The sequence below is a fragment of the Kitasatospora sp. NPDC054768 genome (assembly GCF_053612025.1).
In genome coordinates, this window is sequence record NZ_JBSHBN010000195.1 from 1 (window position 1) to 16,306 (window position 16,306).

Sequence of the window (16,306 nt, forward strand, 5' to 3'; positions counted from 1 at the left end):
CGGCCCGCCCGACCCGCCCCCGCCCGGGGGGACTACCGGCTCGCGGTCGACGGCGGCCTGCCCGACGCCCCCGCCCTCGCCCCCGCCCGGGCCGTACGTTTTGTGCGCCCGGGCCGCCGCGCCGGCCGGTGTGGCGGCGGCCACGTGTGCGGTTCCCCCGGAGCGGCCCGGCCGCCTGCCAAGCTGGACCGCATGACCAACCGCAAAAACCCGCTCGTCGTCGTGGCCGTGCTGATCCTGGCGCTCCTGGCCGGGGCCGGGTACCTCCTCGCCAACCGGGGGAGCAGCCACCCCAAGGCCGCCGCGAGCGCCACCGGGAGTGCCGGCGCGGCCGCCGGCACCGGTGCCACGACGTCAGGGTCCGCGGCGCCCAAGCCCTCGGCCCCCAAGCCGACCCCGCCCGCCGGGGGTGCCGGCAGCACCCCGGCCCCGGCCGGGTCCTGGGTCCCGACCGACCCGGCCATGGCCGACGTCTGCCGCACCAAGCTCCCCGGCCAGGCCCAGGACACCCTCGGTCTGATCGCCAAGGGCGGGCCCTACCCGTACAACCGCGACGGCATCGTCTTCGAGAACCGGGAGAGCCGCCTCCCCAAGAAGACCGGCGGCTACTACCACGAGTACACCGTGGTCACCCCGGGCTCCAACGACCGCGGCACCCGCCGGGTGGTGACCGGCGACTCCGGCGAGCAGTACTGGTCCGCCGACCACTACGCCACCTTCCAGGAGATCGACTCCCGCTGCTGAACGGGGCCGCCCGGGCCGCCCGCACCGCGTCGGCGGCCCGCCTCACCGCGCGGGCCCGCCTCACCGCGCCCGCCGCCAGGTGATCCGGGGGTGCGGTGCGTGCGGGCCGGTGGTGACCAGGGCCGTCAGCTCGTGGAGCACCGGGGCCGGGTCGCGGCGGAGCTGGGCCGGGGTGGTGCGCACCACCGGGAGGCCTGCGGCGGTGAGGCGGTTGGCGCGGGCCAGCCCCCGTTCGTGCTCGGCCGGGCGCAGGTGCCAGGCGCGGGAGTCGATCTCCAGGGCCACGCAGGCGTGCGGCCAGTAGGCGTCCGGGACGGCGAGGAAGCGGCCGTCCAGGAAGAGCACCGGGTTCCACAGCGGGTCCGGCAGCCCGGCGTGCGCCAGCAGTTCGCGGGCCTCGCCCTCCACCACCGACCGCACCCCGACCGTCAGCTCCTCCACCACCCCGGCCACCTGGGGCAGCCCGAGCGCACCCGGGCGGGACAGCAACTGGTCGAGCAGTTCGCCGAGTTCGCAGTGCCGCCGCTGGACGGCCTCCGCGCACAGCGCCCGGAACCGGCGCTGCCCGGTCTCCCTCGGCGCGAGGTCCGCCAGGGCCCGGGCGACCGTGGTGCTCCACAGTCCGTCGGCGCGTTCGAAGCCGCCCGGCATCGCCCCGGACGCCCGGTGGATCCGGACGAACTCCCGGTCCCCGACCCGTCGTTGGCCGGGGATCAGGATGTCGACCGCGTTCAGGTCGGACGGGTGGCCGGCGCTCGGCAGTCCGGCCTCGGCCAGGACCGCCAGGCCGGTCAGCAGCACCTCCCCGGTCCGTGGTTCGCGTCCCTTCGGCGTCGCGTACGCCAGGGCGGCCCGCAGCCTCTGATGGAACGTCAGTCTTCCGCTCTGCAGGCAGATCACCCGGGGCAGCACCTGCTGCCACGGCCCGCCCGGCCGCAGCCGGTGGGCGATGGTGCCGGAGGGCACCCCGAGCCGGCGCAGCTGCGCGCGGGTGGCGATGTGCTGCTGGTCGGCGCCGAGCAGGGCGACCGGATCGAGGGGATTCGCGCGGGTCATGCCCCGGTGCCTGCCCGCCGGAATCGGAGGTATGCGAAACATCCCCCGTCGGTGGGGCCGGCGGTCACGGGTGTTGACGCGACGGCGGCCGAGCCGCTCAGCTGGATGCCATATGACCATTCCATTCACGCACGCCGGCCCCGCGCTGGACGCGCTCCTCGGCCTCCGCACGGGCGACGCCCTCGGAGCCCAGTTCTTCGTCCCGGAGACCGCCCGGACCCACCTCGCCGCCCGCACCGAACCGCCCGGCCCCTGGCCCTGGACCGACGACACCGAGATGGCCTGCTCGGTCCACGCCGCGCACACCGAGCGCGGCGCGATCGACACCTTCGACCTCACCTACGCCTTCGCCCTGCGCCACGACTTCGACCGCGGCTACGGCCCGGCCGCCAACCGGCTGCTCCGGCTGATCCGCGAGGGCGGCGACGCCCGGCGGCTGGCCGCCGAACTCTTCGACGGCCAGGGCTCCTACGGCAACGGCGCCGCGATGCGGGTCGCCCCGCTGGGGGCGGCGTACGCCGAGGACCCGGCCGCCGTCGTCCGGCCCGCCGCCGACACCGCCGTCATCACCCACACCCACCCGCAGGCCGTGGACGGCGCGATCGCGGTCGCGGTGGCGGCCGCGTACGCGGTGCGGGCCCGCACCCGGCCGATGACACCGGAGCGCTTCCTGGAGTCGGTGGCCGGCCTCACCCCGAACGGGGCGGTCAGGGACGGCCTGGTGGAGGCTCGCGGGCTGCTCGCCCGGTCGGACTTCCGGCTCGCCGCGCAGGTGCTCGGCAACGGCAGCCGGACGTCCGCGGCGGACACCGTCCCGTACGCGCTGTGGTGCGCCGCCCGGAACCTGGCCGACTACCGCGCCGCCGTGTGGGACGCGATCGCGGCCGGCGGCGACATGGACACCGTCGCGGCGATCACCGGCGGGGTGGTGGCCGCGCACACCGGCACCGGCGGCATCCCGCGGACCTGGCTGGCCGCCTGCGAGCCGCTGCCCGACTGGGCGTTCCCGGAGCCGGGCGGCGTCCGCGCGGCCGGCGAACCGCACCTGACGCCGATCGGCCTGCCCCGCCCGCACCCCGTGCCCGACCTGCTCTGGTCGGACGCCGACTGGGAGCGGATCAGGCGCGGCCTGCGGGCCCGGGGCGCGGACGAGCGCTGGGTCCCGGTCGTCTCCGAGGGTGTGTTGCACCTGTACCGCGGCGTGGACGGCGCGGAGGTCTACCGGGTCCGGGTGGCCCGGGTGCGGGGTGGCTGGCGGCCGGTGGAGGCCCTGGTCGAGGCGCACCCGGGACGCCACCGGGCCTGGGACGACCACGACGCGCTGTCGGCCGTCCTGCCGGTGGCCGTCTTCGGCCACGAGCCGTTCCGGGACGGCCTCAGGCGGTGATCATCAGCTGCCCGGCGCCGCTGCCGCCCTGTCTAAGGCACTCCTGGTTGATCGCCGGATCCGGGGCGCTCGGCGAGGTGGCGGCGGCGATCCGCAGCTCGATGATGTCCCGGACGGCCGGCCACTCGTCGTCGAGGATCGAGTAGAACGCGGTGGAGCGCACCACGCCGTCCAGCCCGCGCGAGTGCGCCCGGCGGACGCCCTCGGAGGTCGCGCCGAGCCGTTCGATGGCGGTGCGCGAGCGCAGGTTGCGGGCGTCCGCGCGCAGCGAGATCCGCTGCACGCCCCAGGTCTCGAAGGCGTGGCGCAGCATCAGCAGCTTGGCCTCGGTGTTGATGCCGGTGCCCTGGGCGCGCGGCGAGAGCCAGGTGTTGCCGATCTCGGCCGCGTCCGGGACGGCCGTGGCCGGATCGCCGAACGGGACCCCGGGCACGGGCGGCCACACCATCGGGCCCTGCCAGTAGTCGAGTTCCAGGAACCGGGTGGAGCCGACCACCCGGCCGTCGGCGAGGTTCACCGTCGCGAACGGCAGTGACCGGCCCGCGGCCTGGTCGGCGAGCGCCCGCGCGACGTAGTCGCGGGCGGCCTCCCGGCCGTGCGGGACGGGGGTGAAGGCGTAGGTCGTACGGTCCTCGGCGCCGGCCTCGGCGATGGCCTCGGCATGGTGCGCGGCGAGGGGCTCCAGCCGCACGGTGCGGCCGGTGAGGATGACAGGTACGGGCACGGAACCTTGGTCCTTCATCGGTCGGAGGGTGGCTCCCGCGCCGGGGTACGGCTCGGGGTGCTCTGGGCTGGGTACGCCTGGGCCCGGGTCCGCCGGCCGGGTACCCGCGCACGCCGGAGGTCCGGTCGGACGGGGTGGGGGCGGCGGCCCGGAACGGGCGGCGCGGGGTGCCGGAACGGACACGGATCCTCGGACCGGTCCGGCGGGAAGAGCGACGGGACAGTGTGCGTCCGCGAGATGGCCGAGGAGGGTACGAGAGCGCGAAGGGAAGCAGGCGGCCAGGTGAAGGCAAGATGCGTCGTGGGTGGCTGGCCGAGCACCGGACCGGGACGTGGCCGACGGCGTTACGGACGACGTGACGACGACGCGACGATGCGAGGCAGCGAGAGGACGATACCCGCCAGAAGGCGGTGCGTCACTTCGCGGCACGCGAATGGCCGCGCGGGCCGTTCGCGTGCCCTGCGGACCGGCCCCTCGCAGGGCCCTGACCAGGGAGTCTTCGGCCGGGTGCGATCATGGTCCGGAGCGCTCGTCCGAGGCCGTCGGGCGAGCCCCGCGGGGAGCCGTCGGACGGGCCCCGCGGGGCGCGCGGGCGGGAGGTCCGCAGGGCGGGGGCCGGGGGTGGGAATTCCGGCGGCGCCCGGCGCGCTGGACAGGACGAGAAGCCGGTCGACCGGGACGAGCAGGGAACGGGGTTGGGTGCGCGGTGCGTGACTTCCAGGCGTTGTACGAGCTGGATCAGCAGGGCGTGGCCGCCGTTGCCGCGGCCAACGAGCAGTTGCGCGACACCGGTGCCGGCCTCGTGCTGCTCCAGCACTTCGAGGGCTTCATGGACGCCGGGGAGGCCGGCGGCCAGGTGGTGGCCCACCTGCTGGAGACGGGCGCGCCGCAGGTGGTGGCCCGCTTCGACCACGACCGTCTGGTGGACTACCGGGCCCGTCGCCCGGCGATGGTCTTCGACCACGACCACTGGACGTCCTACGACCCGCCGGAGATCCTGCTCCAGCTCGTCCACGACGCCGCCGGTGCGCCGTTCCTGCTGCTCACCGGCCCCGAGCCGGACGTCGAGTGGGAGCGCTTCGCGCGTGCCGTCCGCGAGCTGGTGGACCGCTTCGAGGTGCGGCTCTCCATCGACTTCCACGGCATCCCGATGGGCGTGCCGCACACCCGCCCGGTCGGCCTGACGCCGCACGGCAACCGGCTGGACCTCGCCCCGGGCTACCCGCAGTGGTTCGAGCAGGCGCAGGTCCCGGGCAGTGCCCAGGCGCTGGTGGAGTACCGCCTGGGCGAGGCCGGGCACGACGTCCTGGGCTTCGCCGTGCACGTCCCGCACTACGTGGCCCGCTCCGCCTACCCGGCGGCGGCCGTCCAGGTCCTGGAGGCGGTGCAGTCCGCCACCGGGCTGGTGCTGCCCGGTACCGGGCTGCGCGAGCGGGTCCCCGAGGTCTACGCCGACATCGAGGAGCAGCTGGCCCAGGGGGACGGCGAGTTGCGCTCGGCGATCCGCGGCATGGAGGGCCAGTACGACGCCGTGGCGGGCGCGGAGGGCCGGGAGAGCCTGCTGGCCGAGCCGGCGGACCTGCCCTCGGCGGACGAACTGGGGCGGCGCTTCGAGCAGTTCCTGGCCGAGCACGAGCGCGGCGCGGAGTAGCCGGGGCGGGCGGAACCGGGCGGCCGGACGGGGTCCGAGGGGCGGATTCCGGCCGGATCCGGCTCGTCGTGCGGCGATCGGGCGCGGGTGGGAGTGATCGGCCGCGATCGTTCGTTGGCCCCTGGTGTGCCCGGGGGACGGGCCGCCGTAAGGAGCCGACCGTGACCCGTATCCCCGGGGGGAGACCATGCCGAGGACCGCACGCCCGACCATCGCCCTGACCGTCGGACTGGCCGCAGTGCTGCTGGCCGGCTGCACCGACAACGCCGGTACCGACCAGCAGGGGAGCGCCGCCGCCGGCGCGACGCCCGGCCGCGCGCAGGCCGGCGCGAACCCGTCGCCGACCGCCGCCCCGCCGCCGACCGGCCCGTACGTCGCGCTCGGCGACTCGTACACGGCCGGGATGAAGCTCCCGCCGCAGGTCGGCGAGCCGGGCGCCTGCTACCGCTCCGGGGCCAACTACCCGTCCCTGGTGGCGAAGGAGCTCTCGCTCGCCGCCGGGCAGTTCAAGGACGTCAGCTGCAGCGGCGCCCGCACCGGGGACCTGACCGGTCCGCAGAAGGTCGCGGACGGCACCAACCCGGCCCAGCTGGACGCGCTGACCGCGGACACCCGGCTGGTCACCCTGGGGATCGGCGGCAACGACGCCGGTTTCATGGAGGTCGTGACCGAGTGCGCCAAGGCCAACCTGGTGGACATCGTCAAGGGCGTGATCACCGACAGTGCCGACCGGATCAGCGATTCGCCCTGCCGGGACCACTACGCGGCCGGCAACGGCACCGACGACGTCCAGCGCAAGGTGGAGGCGGCCGGCGACCGGATCGGCCAGGTGCTCCAGGACGTCAAGAAGCGCTCCCCGAAGGCCAGGGTGTACGTGATCGGGTACCCGGGGCTGCTCCCGGCCGACCCGGCGAGCTGCCTGCCGGTGCTCGGCAACGCCGTGGCCGCCTCCGACCTGGGCTTCCTGGTGGAGAAGCAGCAGCAGCTGAACGGCATGCTCAAGAAGCGCGCGGAGGCCGCCGGAGCGGTGTTCGTGGACCTCGCCGGGCCCTCGGCCGGGCACGACATGTGCGCGGGGGAGGACAAGCGCTGGGTGGAGCCGCCCCTGCCGGCCCAGGGGCTGGTGCCGATCCACCCCAACGCCAAGGGGCAGGAGGCGGTGTCCGGCGTGGTCCTGAAGGCGATCAGGGGCTGAGGCCGCCCGGGCCGGGGGACGTTCGGGACGCAGGGGCGTAGGGCGTAGGGCGTAGGGCGCGCGCGGGGCTGCGCCGTCCGGGTGGGGTCGACTCGCCGGGGCGGGCACCCGCGTGCCGCGCACCGTTCACGCCCCGGCCCGCGCTCCTTCGCGCGCGGCACACCCCGCGTGTCGGGGGCCCGGCGTACGGTGAAGGGCATATGGACGACACCACGCACCGCCTCGCCGCCCCGATCCCGTACGACCACGCTGCCGAGGCCCGCTGGGTCCCCGAACCCGACAAGCGCCCGGGCCGTACGGCCTTCCAGCGCGACCGTGCCCGGGTGCTGCACTCGGCCGCGCTGCGCCGGCTGGCCGGCACCACCCAGGTGGTCGCCCCGATGCGCAGCGACTTCCCGCGCACCCGGCTCACCCACTCCCTCGAATGCGCCCAGGTCGGGCGGGAGTTGGGGGCCGCCCTGGGCTGCGACCCGGACCTCGTGGAGACCGGTTGCCTGGCCCACGACATCGGCCACCCGCCGTTCGGCCACACCGGCGAGGAGGCCCTCGACCAGGCCGCCGAGGCCTGCGGCGGCTTCGAGGGCAACGCCCAGTCGCTGCGCATCCTGACCCGGCTCGAACCCAAGCGCTTCGCGCCCCAGGAGGAGCAGCCCGCCACCCGGCTCGCCCCCTGGCCGGGCCGCAGCGTCGGCCTCAACCTGAGCCGGGCCGCCCTCGACGCCGCCACCAAGTACCCGTGGACCAAGGGTGCCCACCCCACCGACCCGGCCTCGCCCAAGTACGGCGTCTACGCCGACGACCTGCCGGTCTTCCGCTGGCTGCGGGCCGGCTCCCCGACCGGGCGCAAGTGCTTCGAGGCCACCGTGATGGACTGGTCCGACGACGTGGCCTACTCCACCCACGACGTCGAGGACGGCCTCCAGGCCGGCCACATCGACCCGGCCGCCCTGCGCGCCCCCGGTGAGCGCGCCGAGCTCTTCAAGGTCGCCGAGCGCTACGCCCGGGACGCCGAGCCCCAGGAGCTGTCCGACGCCCTGGACCGGCTGCTCGCCCAGGAGTGGTGGCCCCGCTCCTACGACGGCACCGCCCGCGCCCGGGGCGGGCTCAAGGACCTCACCAGCCAGCTGATCGGCCGCTTCTGCCTGGCCGCCGAGCAGGCCACCCGCGCCCGCTACGGCCCCGGCCGGCTCACCCGCTACACCGCCGAGCTGGTGGTGCCGAGGGACGTCCGGCTGGAGTGCGCGGTGCTCAAGGCGGTCGCCGTCCGCTACGTCATGCAGCGCGACGAGCAGACCCAGCTGCGGGCCCGCCAGCGGATCGTGATCGCCGAGCTGGCGTACGTCCTCACCCAGCGCGCCCCCGAGGGGCTGGACCCGGTGTTCGCCGCCATGTACCGCGAGGCCGAGGACGACCGCGCCGCCCTGCGCACGGTCATCGACCAGATCGCCACCCTCACGGACGCCTCGGCCCTGGCCCTGCACGCCAAGCTGGTCGGCGCCGCCTGGGCGTAGCCGCCCGGAGGCGGCCGCCGCGGATCGAATGCCCGGCCGCCCCAGTAGACTTCCGGGGTGGCCGGGCGGATCAGGGACGAAGACGTACAGGCGGTGCGCAGCGCACTGCCGATCGACGCGGTGGTCGGCGACTACGTACAGCTGACCAACGGTGGCGGTGGCGAGTACAAGGGCGTCTGCCCCTTCCACGACGAGAAGTCCGCCTCCTTCTACGTGAACCCCGCCAAGGGCGTCTTCCACTGCTTCGGCTGCCAGGAGAACGGCGACACCATCGCCTTCCTGATGAAGATCGAGCACTTCACCTTCGCCGAGGCCGTCGAGCGGATGGCCGCCCAGGCCGGCATCACCCTGCGCTACGAGGAGGGCGGCTACAGCCCCCGCCACCAGCAGGGCGAGCGCACCCGGCTGGTCGAGGCGCACAAGGTGGCCGCCGCCTACTACCGGGAGCAGCTGGCCTCGCCGGAGGCGGAGATCGGCCGCCGCTTCCTGGCCGAGCGCGGCTTCGACGAGGAGGCCGCCACGGTCTTCGGCGTCGGCTACGCCCCCGTGGGGTGGGAGCACCTGGTCCGCTACCTGCGCGGCAAGGGCTTCACCGACAAGGAGATCCTGCTGGGCGGCCTCGCCTCGCAGGGCCAGCGCGGCGGCCTGATCGACCGCTTCCGGGGCCGGCTGGTCTGGCCGATCCGGGACATCGCCGGCGAGGTGGTCGGCTTCGGCGCCCGCCGCCTGCGCGAGGACGACAACGGCCCGAAGTACCTCAACACGCCCGAGACCCCGATCTACAAGAAGTCCCACGTGCTGTACGGCATCGACCTGGCGAAGAAGGAGATCGCCAAGTCGGGCCGCGCGGTGGTGGTCGAGGGCTACACCGACGTGATGGCCTGCCACCTGGCCGGGGTCACCTCGGCGGTGGCCACCTGCGGCACCGCCTTCGCCGAGGACCACATCAAGATCATCCGCCGGCTCCTGATGGACACCTCGCAGTACCGGGGCGAGACCGTCTTCACCTTCGACGGCGACGCGGCCGGCCAGAAGGCCGCCCTGCGCGCCTTCGAGGACGACCAGAAGTTCGCCGCCAAGACCTCCATCGCGGTCAGCCCGGGCGGCATGGACCCGTGCGAGCTGCGCCTGGCCCAGGGCGACGAGGCGGTCAAGCACCTGATCGACAACCCGGTCCCGCTCTTCGAGTTCGCGCTGAACTCGGTGGTGGCCCGGCACCGGGTGGACACCCCGGAGGGGCGTTCGGCGGCACTGGAGGAGTCGGCCCCGATCGTCGCCAAGATCAAGGACCGCTCGATCCAGCACGAGTACGCCGTCCGCCTGGCCGGCATGCTCGGCATCCTGGACGAGCAGTTCGTCGTCCGCCGGATCTCCCAGCTGGCCCGCTGGGACCGCGAGCGCCAGCAGAACCCGCGCGGCGCGGCCGCCCAGCGCCGCCCGGAGCAGGCCCCGTCGCAGCGCCCGGCGCAGCCCGCCTTCCGGCTCAACCCGCGCGACCCGGCCCAGTTCGTCGAGCGCGAGCTGCTCAAGCTGGCGCTCCAGCACCCGGACCTGGTCAGTCCGGCCTTCGACCACTACGGCGAGGACGAGTTCCCGACCCCGCCGTACACCGCCGTCCGGCGGGCCATCGCCAAGGCCGGCGGCGCCGCGCACGGGGCCGGCCTGCCCGACTTCACCAGCGCGGTGCGCGAGGCGTCCCCGGACGACCAGGTGCGCTCGCTGGTCACCGAGCTGACCGTCGAGCCGGTGCGCTCGCGCCGCAAGGTGGACGCGATCTACGCGGGGGAGTTCCTGGTCAAGCTGCGCATGCTGGCGGTGGACCGGCGGATCACCGAGGTCCGCGGCTACCTCCAGCGGCTCGGCCCCCGGGCCGAGGCCGAACAGCTGCACGCGGTGCAGACCGAGCTGTGGCAGCTCCAGCAGTACGGGCAGGAGCTGCGCAGCCGGGGTGCGGCCGCTCTCTAGCGTTCGCTTCACAGAAAGTCGGCGCACGAGTCTCGGCCACGGAGCGTGGCGTACCGCACACTGGAGGACGTCCCACCTCCGTACAGCGCGGGTCCGCCAGAGTCGCGCCCGCCCCGAGGGGATGCCCGTGGAGCAAGGCCTCGTCGCAGCGACCACCACCAGTACGGGAACGAAGCCCGCCGGACCGGCCGGACCGGCCGGACCGCAGGAGACCGGGGAGCAGGAGACCCACCACGGCCGGGCCCGGGCCGCGCCCCCGGACGGTGCCCGGATCCCCGCCCAGGGCCTGCCGGAGGGCCACCCGGACAGCCCGGCCCCCGAGGCCGAGGCCGTCCCCGAGGCCGAGCCCGGGGCCGTGTCCGGGTTCGAGCCCTCGCCCGGAGCGCGGGCCGGGGCCGAGGACCGGCGGGAGCGCCGGGGGCCCGCCGAGGACACCGGGCCGGCCGCCGACCTGCTGCGCCAGTACCTGCGCGAGATCGGCCGGATCCGCCTGCTCACCGCCGCGGAGGAGGTCGAGCTGGCCCGCCGGGTGGAGGCCGGCATCTTCGCCGAGGAGCGGCTGAACGGCGATCCGCCGCCGCCCGACCCGCTGGCCGTCGAGCTGGACTCCCTGGTGGTGCGGGGCCGGATCGCCAAGCGGCGGCTGATCGAGGCGAACCTGCGGCTGGTGGTCTCCGTCGCCAAGCGCTACGTCGGCCGCGGACTGACCCTGCTGGACCTGGTCCAGGAGGGCAACCTGGGACTGATCCGGGCGGTGGAGAAGTTCGACTACACCCGCGGCTTCAAGTTCTCCACGTACGCGACCTGGTGGATCCGGCAGGCGATGAGCCGGGCGCTGGCCGACCAGGCCCGGACGATCCGGGTGCCGGTGCACGTGGTCGAGCTGATCAACCGGGTGGTCCGGGCCAAGCGCGGCCTGCTCCAGGAGCGCGGCCTGGAACCGACGGCGGCCGAGATCGCCGCCGCCCTGGAGCTGACCGAGGAACGGGTGCGCGAGCTGCTGCGGCTGGCCCAGGAGCCGATCTCGCTGCACACGCCGGTCGGCGAGGAGGAGGACGTCGCGCTCGGGGACCTGATCGAGGACGCCGACGCCGCCTCGCCCGCCGAGTCCGCGACCTTCCTGCTGCTGCGCCAGCACCTGGAGGCGGTCCTGGCCACCCTGGGGGAGCGGGAGCGCCAGGTGGTCCAGCTCCGCTACGGGCTGGACGACGGCCGCCCGCGCACGCTGGAGGAGATCGGCGCGGTGTTCGGTGTCACGCGGGAGCGGATCCGCCAGATCGAGTCGAAGACCCTGGTCAAGCTCCGCGACCACGCCAGCGCGGAGCAGCTGCGCGGCTACCTCGACTAGCGGCCGGTCGTGGTCAGGACGGACCGGCCGACTCGGTCGACTCGGTCGGAGCGGCGGCCGGTGCTGCCGGGTCGGCCGGTGCCGGGTCGGCCGGTGTGGCCGGGGCCGGGGTCGTGGGCGCTCCCGCGCCGGTGCCCGGCGGGGGAGAGGCGGGACCGATCGGGATCGGGGTGGAGGCCACCACCATGGCCAGGTCGGAGACCACCGCGGTGCAGTCGTGGCCGGCCGGCTGGTAGCCGCAGACCTGGAAGGTGACGGTCGGGTCCGCCGCGTTCAGCATCGCCGAGTAGTTGTCGTAGCCCCAGTGGATGAGCGCCGTCTCGGCGTCGCCGGCGCTGTCGCTGATCGTCGCGTAGTCCTTCGGCTCGCCCTCGGTGATGGCCGCCCAGGCCGCCCGGCAGGTCCGGCTGTACCGGAGGTAGACGACCACCTTGCCGATCACCTGGGTCTGCAGCGTCCGGGCGTCCTTGCCGCAGCCGGTGGTCTTCGGGTCCTTGTGCGCGCAGCCGACGGCCTGACAGGCCGGGGCGCCCGGGGCGGGCTTGGCGCTGGGGGAGGTGCCGGCGTCGGCCGTCGCGGCGGGCCGGTCGGCCGCCGAGGCCTGCCCGTCGTGCCGGCTGATCCGCAGGCCCACCAACACCAGCAGCAGTGCCAGCACGGCCGCGCCGGAGAGCAGCGCCGCCGGACGCCGCCACCAGACGAGGGGGGCGGGCCCGGACTCCTGCCCGGTCGCCGGCGCCTCGCCGGCGGCCGGTTCAGGGGCGGTGGTCTCCTCGGGGGCGGGGCTTTTGGCCGCGGACTCCTCGGGGCCCGGGGGTTCGTCAGCGACGGCCGGCCGCTGCGGGCCCTGGCCGTCGCGCTCCTCGGCGACCGCCGCGCCCGCGCCCGCGTCCGTGCCTGCGCCGGAGCCCGCGCCCGCGCCCGTGACCGGCGCCGCGGCCTCCGGCCCCGCCACCGCCCGCCGCCACAGCGCCCGCAGCGCGGCCGCGTCGCAGTCGACCGTCCCGACCAGCGCGTCCAGCGCCTGCTCGGTGACGACCCGTTTGCCGTTGAGCCAGCGCTCCCAGGAGGCCCGGCTGTAGTGGGTCCGGGCGGCCAGTTCGGACAGTGACAGTCCGGCGGTGTCCTTGATGGCCCGGAGCTCCTCCGCCAGGCGTCTGGCGGGCTCGGACAGCTCCTCGGGCAGCTGCTTCCAGGCGGAACCCAACGCGGGCGCTCCAAACTAGAGAAACGGGGACGGGGAACGGGTGAGCGGCAGGTCCCGGCCCGGGCCGTTCGGCGTCTCCGCTTCTCCAACCTGATCGGCCTGGCGTCCCAAACCCCAGGTCATGGCGCTGAGACGGACGGAAGTGTCTCACAACCCCCGGAGACGCTCGAACATTCACGTGGTCATCGTGCAGAGTTCTCTGGCCGGTGCGGTTCACCCGTCGGTGGAACCGTTCGGACGCCGATCGATCACCCGTCGGTCCGCACCCGTTCCCGGCCCCCACCGGACCGGGGCAGCCTCGCGGGGGGAGGCTGCCCCGGCCCGCCGGGATGGTCCGGCGGGGAGGGCGCTTCGCTGCGCCCTCCCCGCCGTGACGTTCTCCCGGGTGTGCGAAGGGTCAGTGGTGGAAGCCCGAGCGGGGCGGCACCCCGAGCTGCTGGAGCGGGACGGGCTGGCGCCGCAGTTCCGGCAGCAGCCGGTCGAGGTCGGCCAGCAGCAGGTCGGCGAGGTCCCGCGAGAAGCCGTTGCGGCAGACCACCCGGAGCACCGACAGGTCCTCCCGGTTGGCCGGGAAGGCGTACGCCGGCACCTGCCAGCCGCGTTCGCGCAGCCGCCGCGAGACGTCGAACACGTCGAACGGGACGTCCCCTTCGGTGGTGAAGGCGAACACCGGCAGCTGGTCGCCCCGGGTCAGCAGCCGGAAGCCGTCCAGCTTCCCGATCCGCCCGGCGAGGTAGGTGGCGACCTCGCGGCAGGCGCCCTGGACGGCCCGGAAGCCATCCCGGCCGAGCCGCAGGAAGATGTAGTACTGGGCGACCACCTCGGCGCCGGGCCGGGAGAAGTTGAGGGCGAAGGTCGGCATCTCGCCGCCCAGGTAGTTGACCCGGAAGACCAGTTCCTCCGGCAGTGCCTCCTTGTCGCGCCAGAGCGCCCAGCCCACCCCGGGATACACCAGGCCGTACTTGTGGCCGGAGGTGTTGATCGAGGCGACCCGGGGCAGTCGGAAGTCCCAGGACAGGTCCGGGTCGAGGAAGGGTGCCACCATGCCGCCGGAGGCGCCGTCCACGTGCACCGGGACGTCGACGCCGGTGCGCTCCTGGAAGGCGTCCAGGGCCGCGCAGATCTCCGCGACCGGCTCGTACGAGCCGTCGAAGGTGGAGCCGAGCACGGCGACCACACCGATGGTGTTCTCGTCGCACAGCGCGGCCGCCCGCTCGGCGTCCAGGTGGAAGCGGTCGCCCTCCATCGGCGCGGTGCGGGCCTCGACCTCCCAGAAGTTGCAGAACTTCTCCCAGCAGACCTGCACGTTGACGCCCATCACCAGGTTCGGCCGGGCCCCGGCGGCGTAGCGGTCGGGGTGGCGCCGCATCCAGCGGCGCTTGAGCGCCATGCCGGCCAGCATGCAGGCCTCGCTGGAGCCGGTGGTGGAGCAGCCGACGGCGGTGTCCGGGTCGGGGGCGTGCCAGAGGTCGGCGAGGATCGCCACGCAGCGCCGCTCCAGTTCGGCGGTCTGCGGGTACTCGTCCTTGTCGATCATGTTCTTGTCGAGGCACTCGGTCATCAGCCGGGTGGCCTGGGCGTCCATCGAGGTGGTGACGAAGGTCGCCAGGTTGAGCTTCGCGTTGCCGTCCAGCATCAGCTCGTCGTGGATCAGCTGGTACGTGGTCTCGGCCGCGACCGGGCCCTCGCCGAGCCGGTGCAGCGGCGGGGCCAGCTTCATCGCGCCCAACGGGTCGGCGACGGTCGGGTACGGGCCGATGCTCAGCCGGCGGTCGCCGCCGGCTCCCTTGTGCAGCGCCATGGCGTCCTGCCGCCTTCCGCGTCGGTGGCCGTGTCCCGTTCCACGCTGCCACCGGGCGCCGGGTGCCGCATCCGCACGGCCGTCACCGCCCCCGGGCCGGGTCAGGCCGCGGCCTCCGGGTGGATCTGGTCGCGGGCGGCCCGGTACTGCTGACGCACCGCCGAGCCGATCGCCAGGTCCTGCTCCCCGTCGGGCTCGACGGTCTCGGCGTCCGGCAGCTCCCACTCCGGCGGCTCCGGGGTGCCCGCCAGCGCCCACGCGGCCTGCCGGGCGGCCCCGCGGGCGGCGTGGGCGCCCGGTGGCGGCACCACGACCGGGACGCCGAACAGCATCGGGGCGATGTGCCGGACGGCGGCCAGCCGCCCGGCCGTGCCGAGCAGGAACACCCGCTTCACCGCGACGCCCCGGGCGCGCAGCACGTCGAGGGCGTCGGCGATGTTGCACAGCATGCCCTCGACGGCGGCCCGGGCCAGGTGCTGAGGGGTCATCGCCTCGGCCCGCAGCCCGGTCAGGGTGCCGGCCGCGTGCGGCAGCGCGGGGGTGCGTTCGCCGTCCAGGTAGGGCAGCAGCACCAGGCCGTAGGCGCCGGGGGAGGAGTGCAGGGCGAGGTCGCTCAGGCCCTCCAGGTCCCGGCCGAGCAGGGCGGCGGTGGAGCGCAGCACCTCGGCGGCGTTGAGGGTGGCGACCATCGGCAGGTGCCGGCCGCTGGCGTCGGCGAAGGAGGAGACCAGGCCGGAGGCGTCCACCACGGCCTCCTCGTGCACCGCGAAGATCGTTCCGGCGCTGCCGAGGGAGACCACCGCGTCGCCCGGGCCGAGGCCCAGGCCGAGTGCGGCGGCCATGTTGTCCCCGGTTCCGGCCGAGATCAGCAGGCCCTCGGGGGTGTGCCCGGCGGGCTCGGCCGGGGGCAGGACGTCGGGCAGCCTGAGCTCGTGGCCGAGCGCCAGCTCGACCAGGTCCTGCCGGTACTCGCCGGTGATCGGCGACCAGTAGCCGGTGCCGGAGGCGTCGCCGCGGTCGGTGGTGCGGCGCTTGGGGTGGCCGAGCAACTGCCAGACCAGCCAGTCGTGCGGCAGCAGCACCTCGGCGATCCGACGGGCGTTGGCCGGCTCGAACTCGGCCAGCCAGCGCAGCTTGGCGATGGTGTACGTGGGGGCGGGCACGGCGCCGATCGCGGCGGTCCAGGCGGCCGGGCCGCCGAAGGCGTCCAGCAGCTTGGCGGCGGCCCCGCTGGAGCGCGGGTCGTTCCACAGGAGCGCCGGGCGGACCTGTACCCCGCCCGCGTCCAGGCCGATCATCCCGTGCTGCTGGGCGCTGACGCCGATCGCCCGGACGCCCTCCAACAGGCCGCCGGTCGCGGCGTCGCCGAGCGAGTGCAGCCAGACCTGGGGGTCGGCCTCGCCCGGGCGCAGGTCCTGGTCCTCGGGGACGGGGTGGGGCGCCTTGCCGGAGCGCAGGACGGCGCCGGTGTCGGCGTCGCACGCGACGATCCGGGTGCGGTTGGTCGAGCTGTCTATCCCCGCGACGATGGCCATGCCGAGATCATGCCTCAGCCCGGCCCGGGACGCGTCCGGGCCGGGTGAGACGTTGCCGGTTCGCGACCGCGCGTTGGGGTTCGCTTGGGTCCGGCGTCACCGTCCCGTCACTGACGGGGGGTAGCCGCCGGGGCCGGGGGGGCGCGGGACACCCGCCCGGACCAGGGCGCGCCGGGGGCCCC

Annotated in this window: 12 protein-coding genes; 7 read left to right on the forward strand and 5 right to left on the reverse strand. The window is 75.1% G+C overall.

The features are described 5' to 3' along the window. Nucleotides 1-192 precede the first annotated feature (192 nt). Nucleotides 193-744: a ribonuclease gene (locus ACWGKU_RS36130; protein ID WP_452177192.1), complete on the forward strand. Its 552-nt coding sequence runs from the start codon at nt 193-195 to the stop codon at nt 742-744. 60 nt (nt 745-804) lie between these two features. Here ACWGKU_RS36130 and ACWGKU_RS36135 read toward each other — a convergent pair whose 3' ends face one another. Beyond that, complete coding sequence (locus tag ACWGKU_RS36135) at nt 805-1,800, reverse strand: hypothetical protein (RefSeq protein WP_359902935.1); 996 nt, start codon at nt 1,798-1,800, stop codon at nt 805-807. A 112-nt stretch (nt 1,801-1,912) separates the two neighbouring features. On the opposite strand from ACWGKU_RS36135, the gene ACWGKU_RS36140 reads away from it, so the two are divergent. Next, complete coding sequence (locus tag ACWGKU_RS36140) at nt 1,913-3,187, forward strand: ADP-ribosylglycohydrolase family protein (protein WP_452177191.1); 1,275 nt, start codon at nt 1,913-1,915, stop codon at nt 3,185-3,187. Here ACWGKU_RS36140 and ACWGKU_RS36145 read toward each other — a convergent pair. Next, on the reverse strand, nt 3,177-3,911 hold the full coding sequence (locus ACWGKU_RS36145) for a GNAT family N-acetyltransferase (protein ID WP_401054503.1): 735 nt from the start codon (nt 3,909-3,911) through the stop codon (nt 3,177-3,179). The two genes, ACWGKU_RS36140 and ACWGKU_RS36145, sit on opposite strands and share 11 nt — an antisense overlap. A 706-nt stretch (nt 3,912-4,617) precedes the next feature. Between ACWGKU_RS36145 and ACWGKU_RS36150 the strand changes: the two genes are divergently transcribed. The 5 genes from ACWGKU_RS36150 to ACWGKU_RS36170 all read left to right on the forward strand — a co-directional run bounded on the left by ACWGKU_RS36150 (nt 4,618) and on the right by ACWGKU_RS36170 (nt 11,581). Then, nucleotides 4,618-5,562: a PAC2 family protein gene (locus ACWGKU_RS36150; protein WP_359902927.1), complete on the forward strand. Its 945-nt coding sequence runs from the start codon at nt 4,618-4,620 to the stop codon at nt 5,560-5,562. 187 nt (nt 5,563-5,749) lie between these two features. Beyond that, the gene (locus ACWGKU_RS36155; RefSeq protein WP_452177190.1) at nt 5,750-6,757 is read left to right on the forward strand and encodes an SGNH/GDSL hydrolase family protein; all 1,008 of its coding nucleotides are present in this window, start codon (nt 5,750-5,752) and stop codon (nt 6,755-6,757) included. Nucleotides 6,758-6,957: 200 nt separating this feature from the next. Then, the gene (locus ACWGKU_RS36160; RefSeq protein ID WP_401048409.1) at nt 6,958-8,268 is read left to right on the forward strand and encodes a deoxyguanosinetriphosphate triphosphohydrolase; all 1,311 of its coding nucleotides are present in this window, start codon (nt 6,958-6,960) and stop codon (nt 8,266-8,268) included. Between the two features lie 57 nt (nt 8,269-8,325). Continuing rightward, complete coding sequence (dnaG, locus tag ACWGKU_RS36165; RefSeq protein WP_452177189.1) at nt 8,326-10,233, forward strand: DNA primase; 1,908 nt, start codon at nt 8,326-8,328, stop codon at nt 10,231-10,233. A 127-nt stretch (nt 10,234-10,360) separates the two neighbouring features. After that, nucleotides 10,361-11,581 carry an RNA polymerase sigma factor gene (locus ACWGKU_RS36170; protein ID WP_452177188.1) on the forward strand — a complete coding sequence of 407 codons (1,221 nt, stop codon included), beginning with the start codon at nt 10,361-10,363 and terminating at the stop codon, nt 11,579-11,581. Nucleotides 11,582-11,594: 13 nt separating this feature from the next. Here the strand turns inward: ACWGKU_RS36170 and ACWGKU_RS36175 are convergent, their stop codons facing one another. The 3 genes from ACWGKU_RS36175 to ACWGKU_RS36185 all read right to left on the reverse strand — a co-directional run bounded on the left by ACWGKU_RS36175 (nt 11,595) and on the right by ACWGKU_RS36185 (nt 16,124). Then, the gene (locus tag ACWGKU_RS36175; RefSeq protein ID WP_452177187.1) at nt 11,595-12,788 is read right to left on the reverse strand and encodes a DUF2690 domain-containing protein; all 1,194 of its coding nucleotides are present in this window, start codon (nt 12,786-12,788) and stop codon (nt 11,595-11,597) included. Nucleotides 12,789-13,185: 397 nt separating this feature from the next. Further along, nucleotides 13,186-14,589, reverse strand: a complete 1,404-nt coding sequence (locus tag ACWGKU_RS36180; protein ID WP_401054917.1) for a glutamate decarboxylase — start codon at nt 14,587-14,589, stop codon at nt 13,186-13,188. A 101-nt stretch (nt 14,590-14,690) separates the two neighbouring features. After that, on the reverse strand, nt 14,691-16,124 hold the full coding sequence (locus ACWGKU_RS36185) for an FGGY family carbohydrate kinase (RefSeq protein WP_452177186.1): 1,434 nt from the start codon (nt 16,122-16,124) through the stop codon (nt 14,691-14,693). Nucleotides 16,125-16,306 lie beyond the last annotated feature (182 nt).

Coding starts and splice junctions, on each gene's coding strand:
- ACWGKU_RS36140 (WP_452177191.1), top strand. CDS start 1,913: ATGACCATTCCATTCACGCACGCCGGCCCCGCGCTGGACGCGCTCCTC.
- ACWGKU_RS36185 (WP_452177186.1), bottom strand. CDS start 16,124: ATGGCCATCGTCGCGGGGATAGACAGCTCGACCAACCGCACCCGGATC.
- ACWGKU_RS36135 (WP_359902935.1), bottom strand. CDS start 1,800: ATGACCCGCGCGAATCCCCTCGATCCGGTCGCCCTGCTCGGCGCCGAC.
- ACWGKU_RS36130 (WP_452177192.1), top strand. CDS start 193: ATGACCAACCGCAAAAACCCGCTCGTCGTCGTGGCCGTGCTGATCCTG.
- ACWGKU_RS36160 (WP_401048409.1), top strand. CDS start 6,958: ATGGACGACACCACGCACCGCCTCGCCGCCCCGATCCCGTACGACCAC.
- ACWGKU_RS36180 (WP_401054917.1), bottom strand. CDS start 14,589: ATGGCGCTGCACAAGGGAGCCGGCGGCGACCGCCGGCTGAGCATCGGC.
- ACWGKU_RS36155 (WP_452177190.1), top strand. CDS start 5,750: ATGCCGAGGACCGCACGCCCGACCATCGCCCTGACCGTCGGACTGGCC.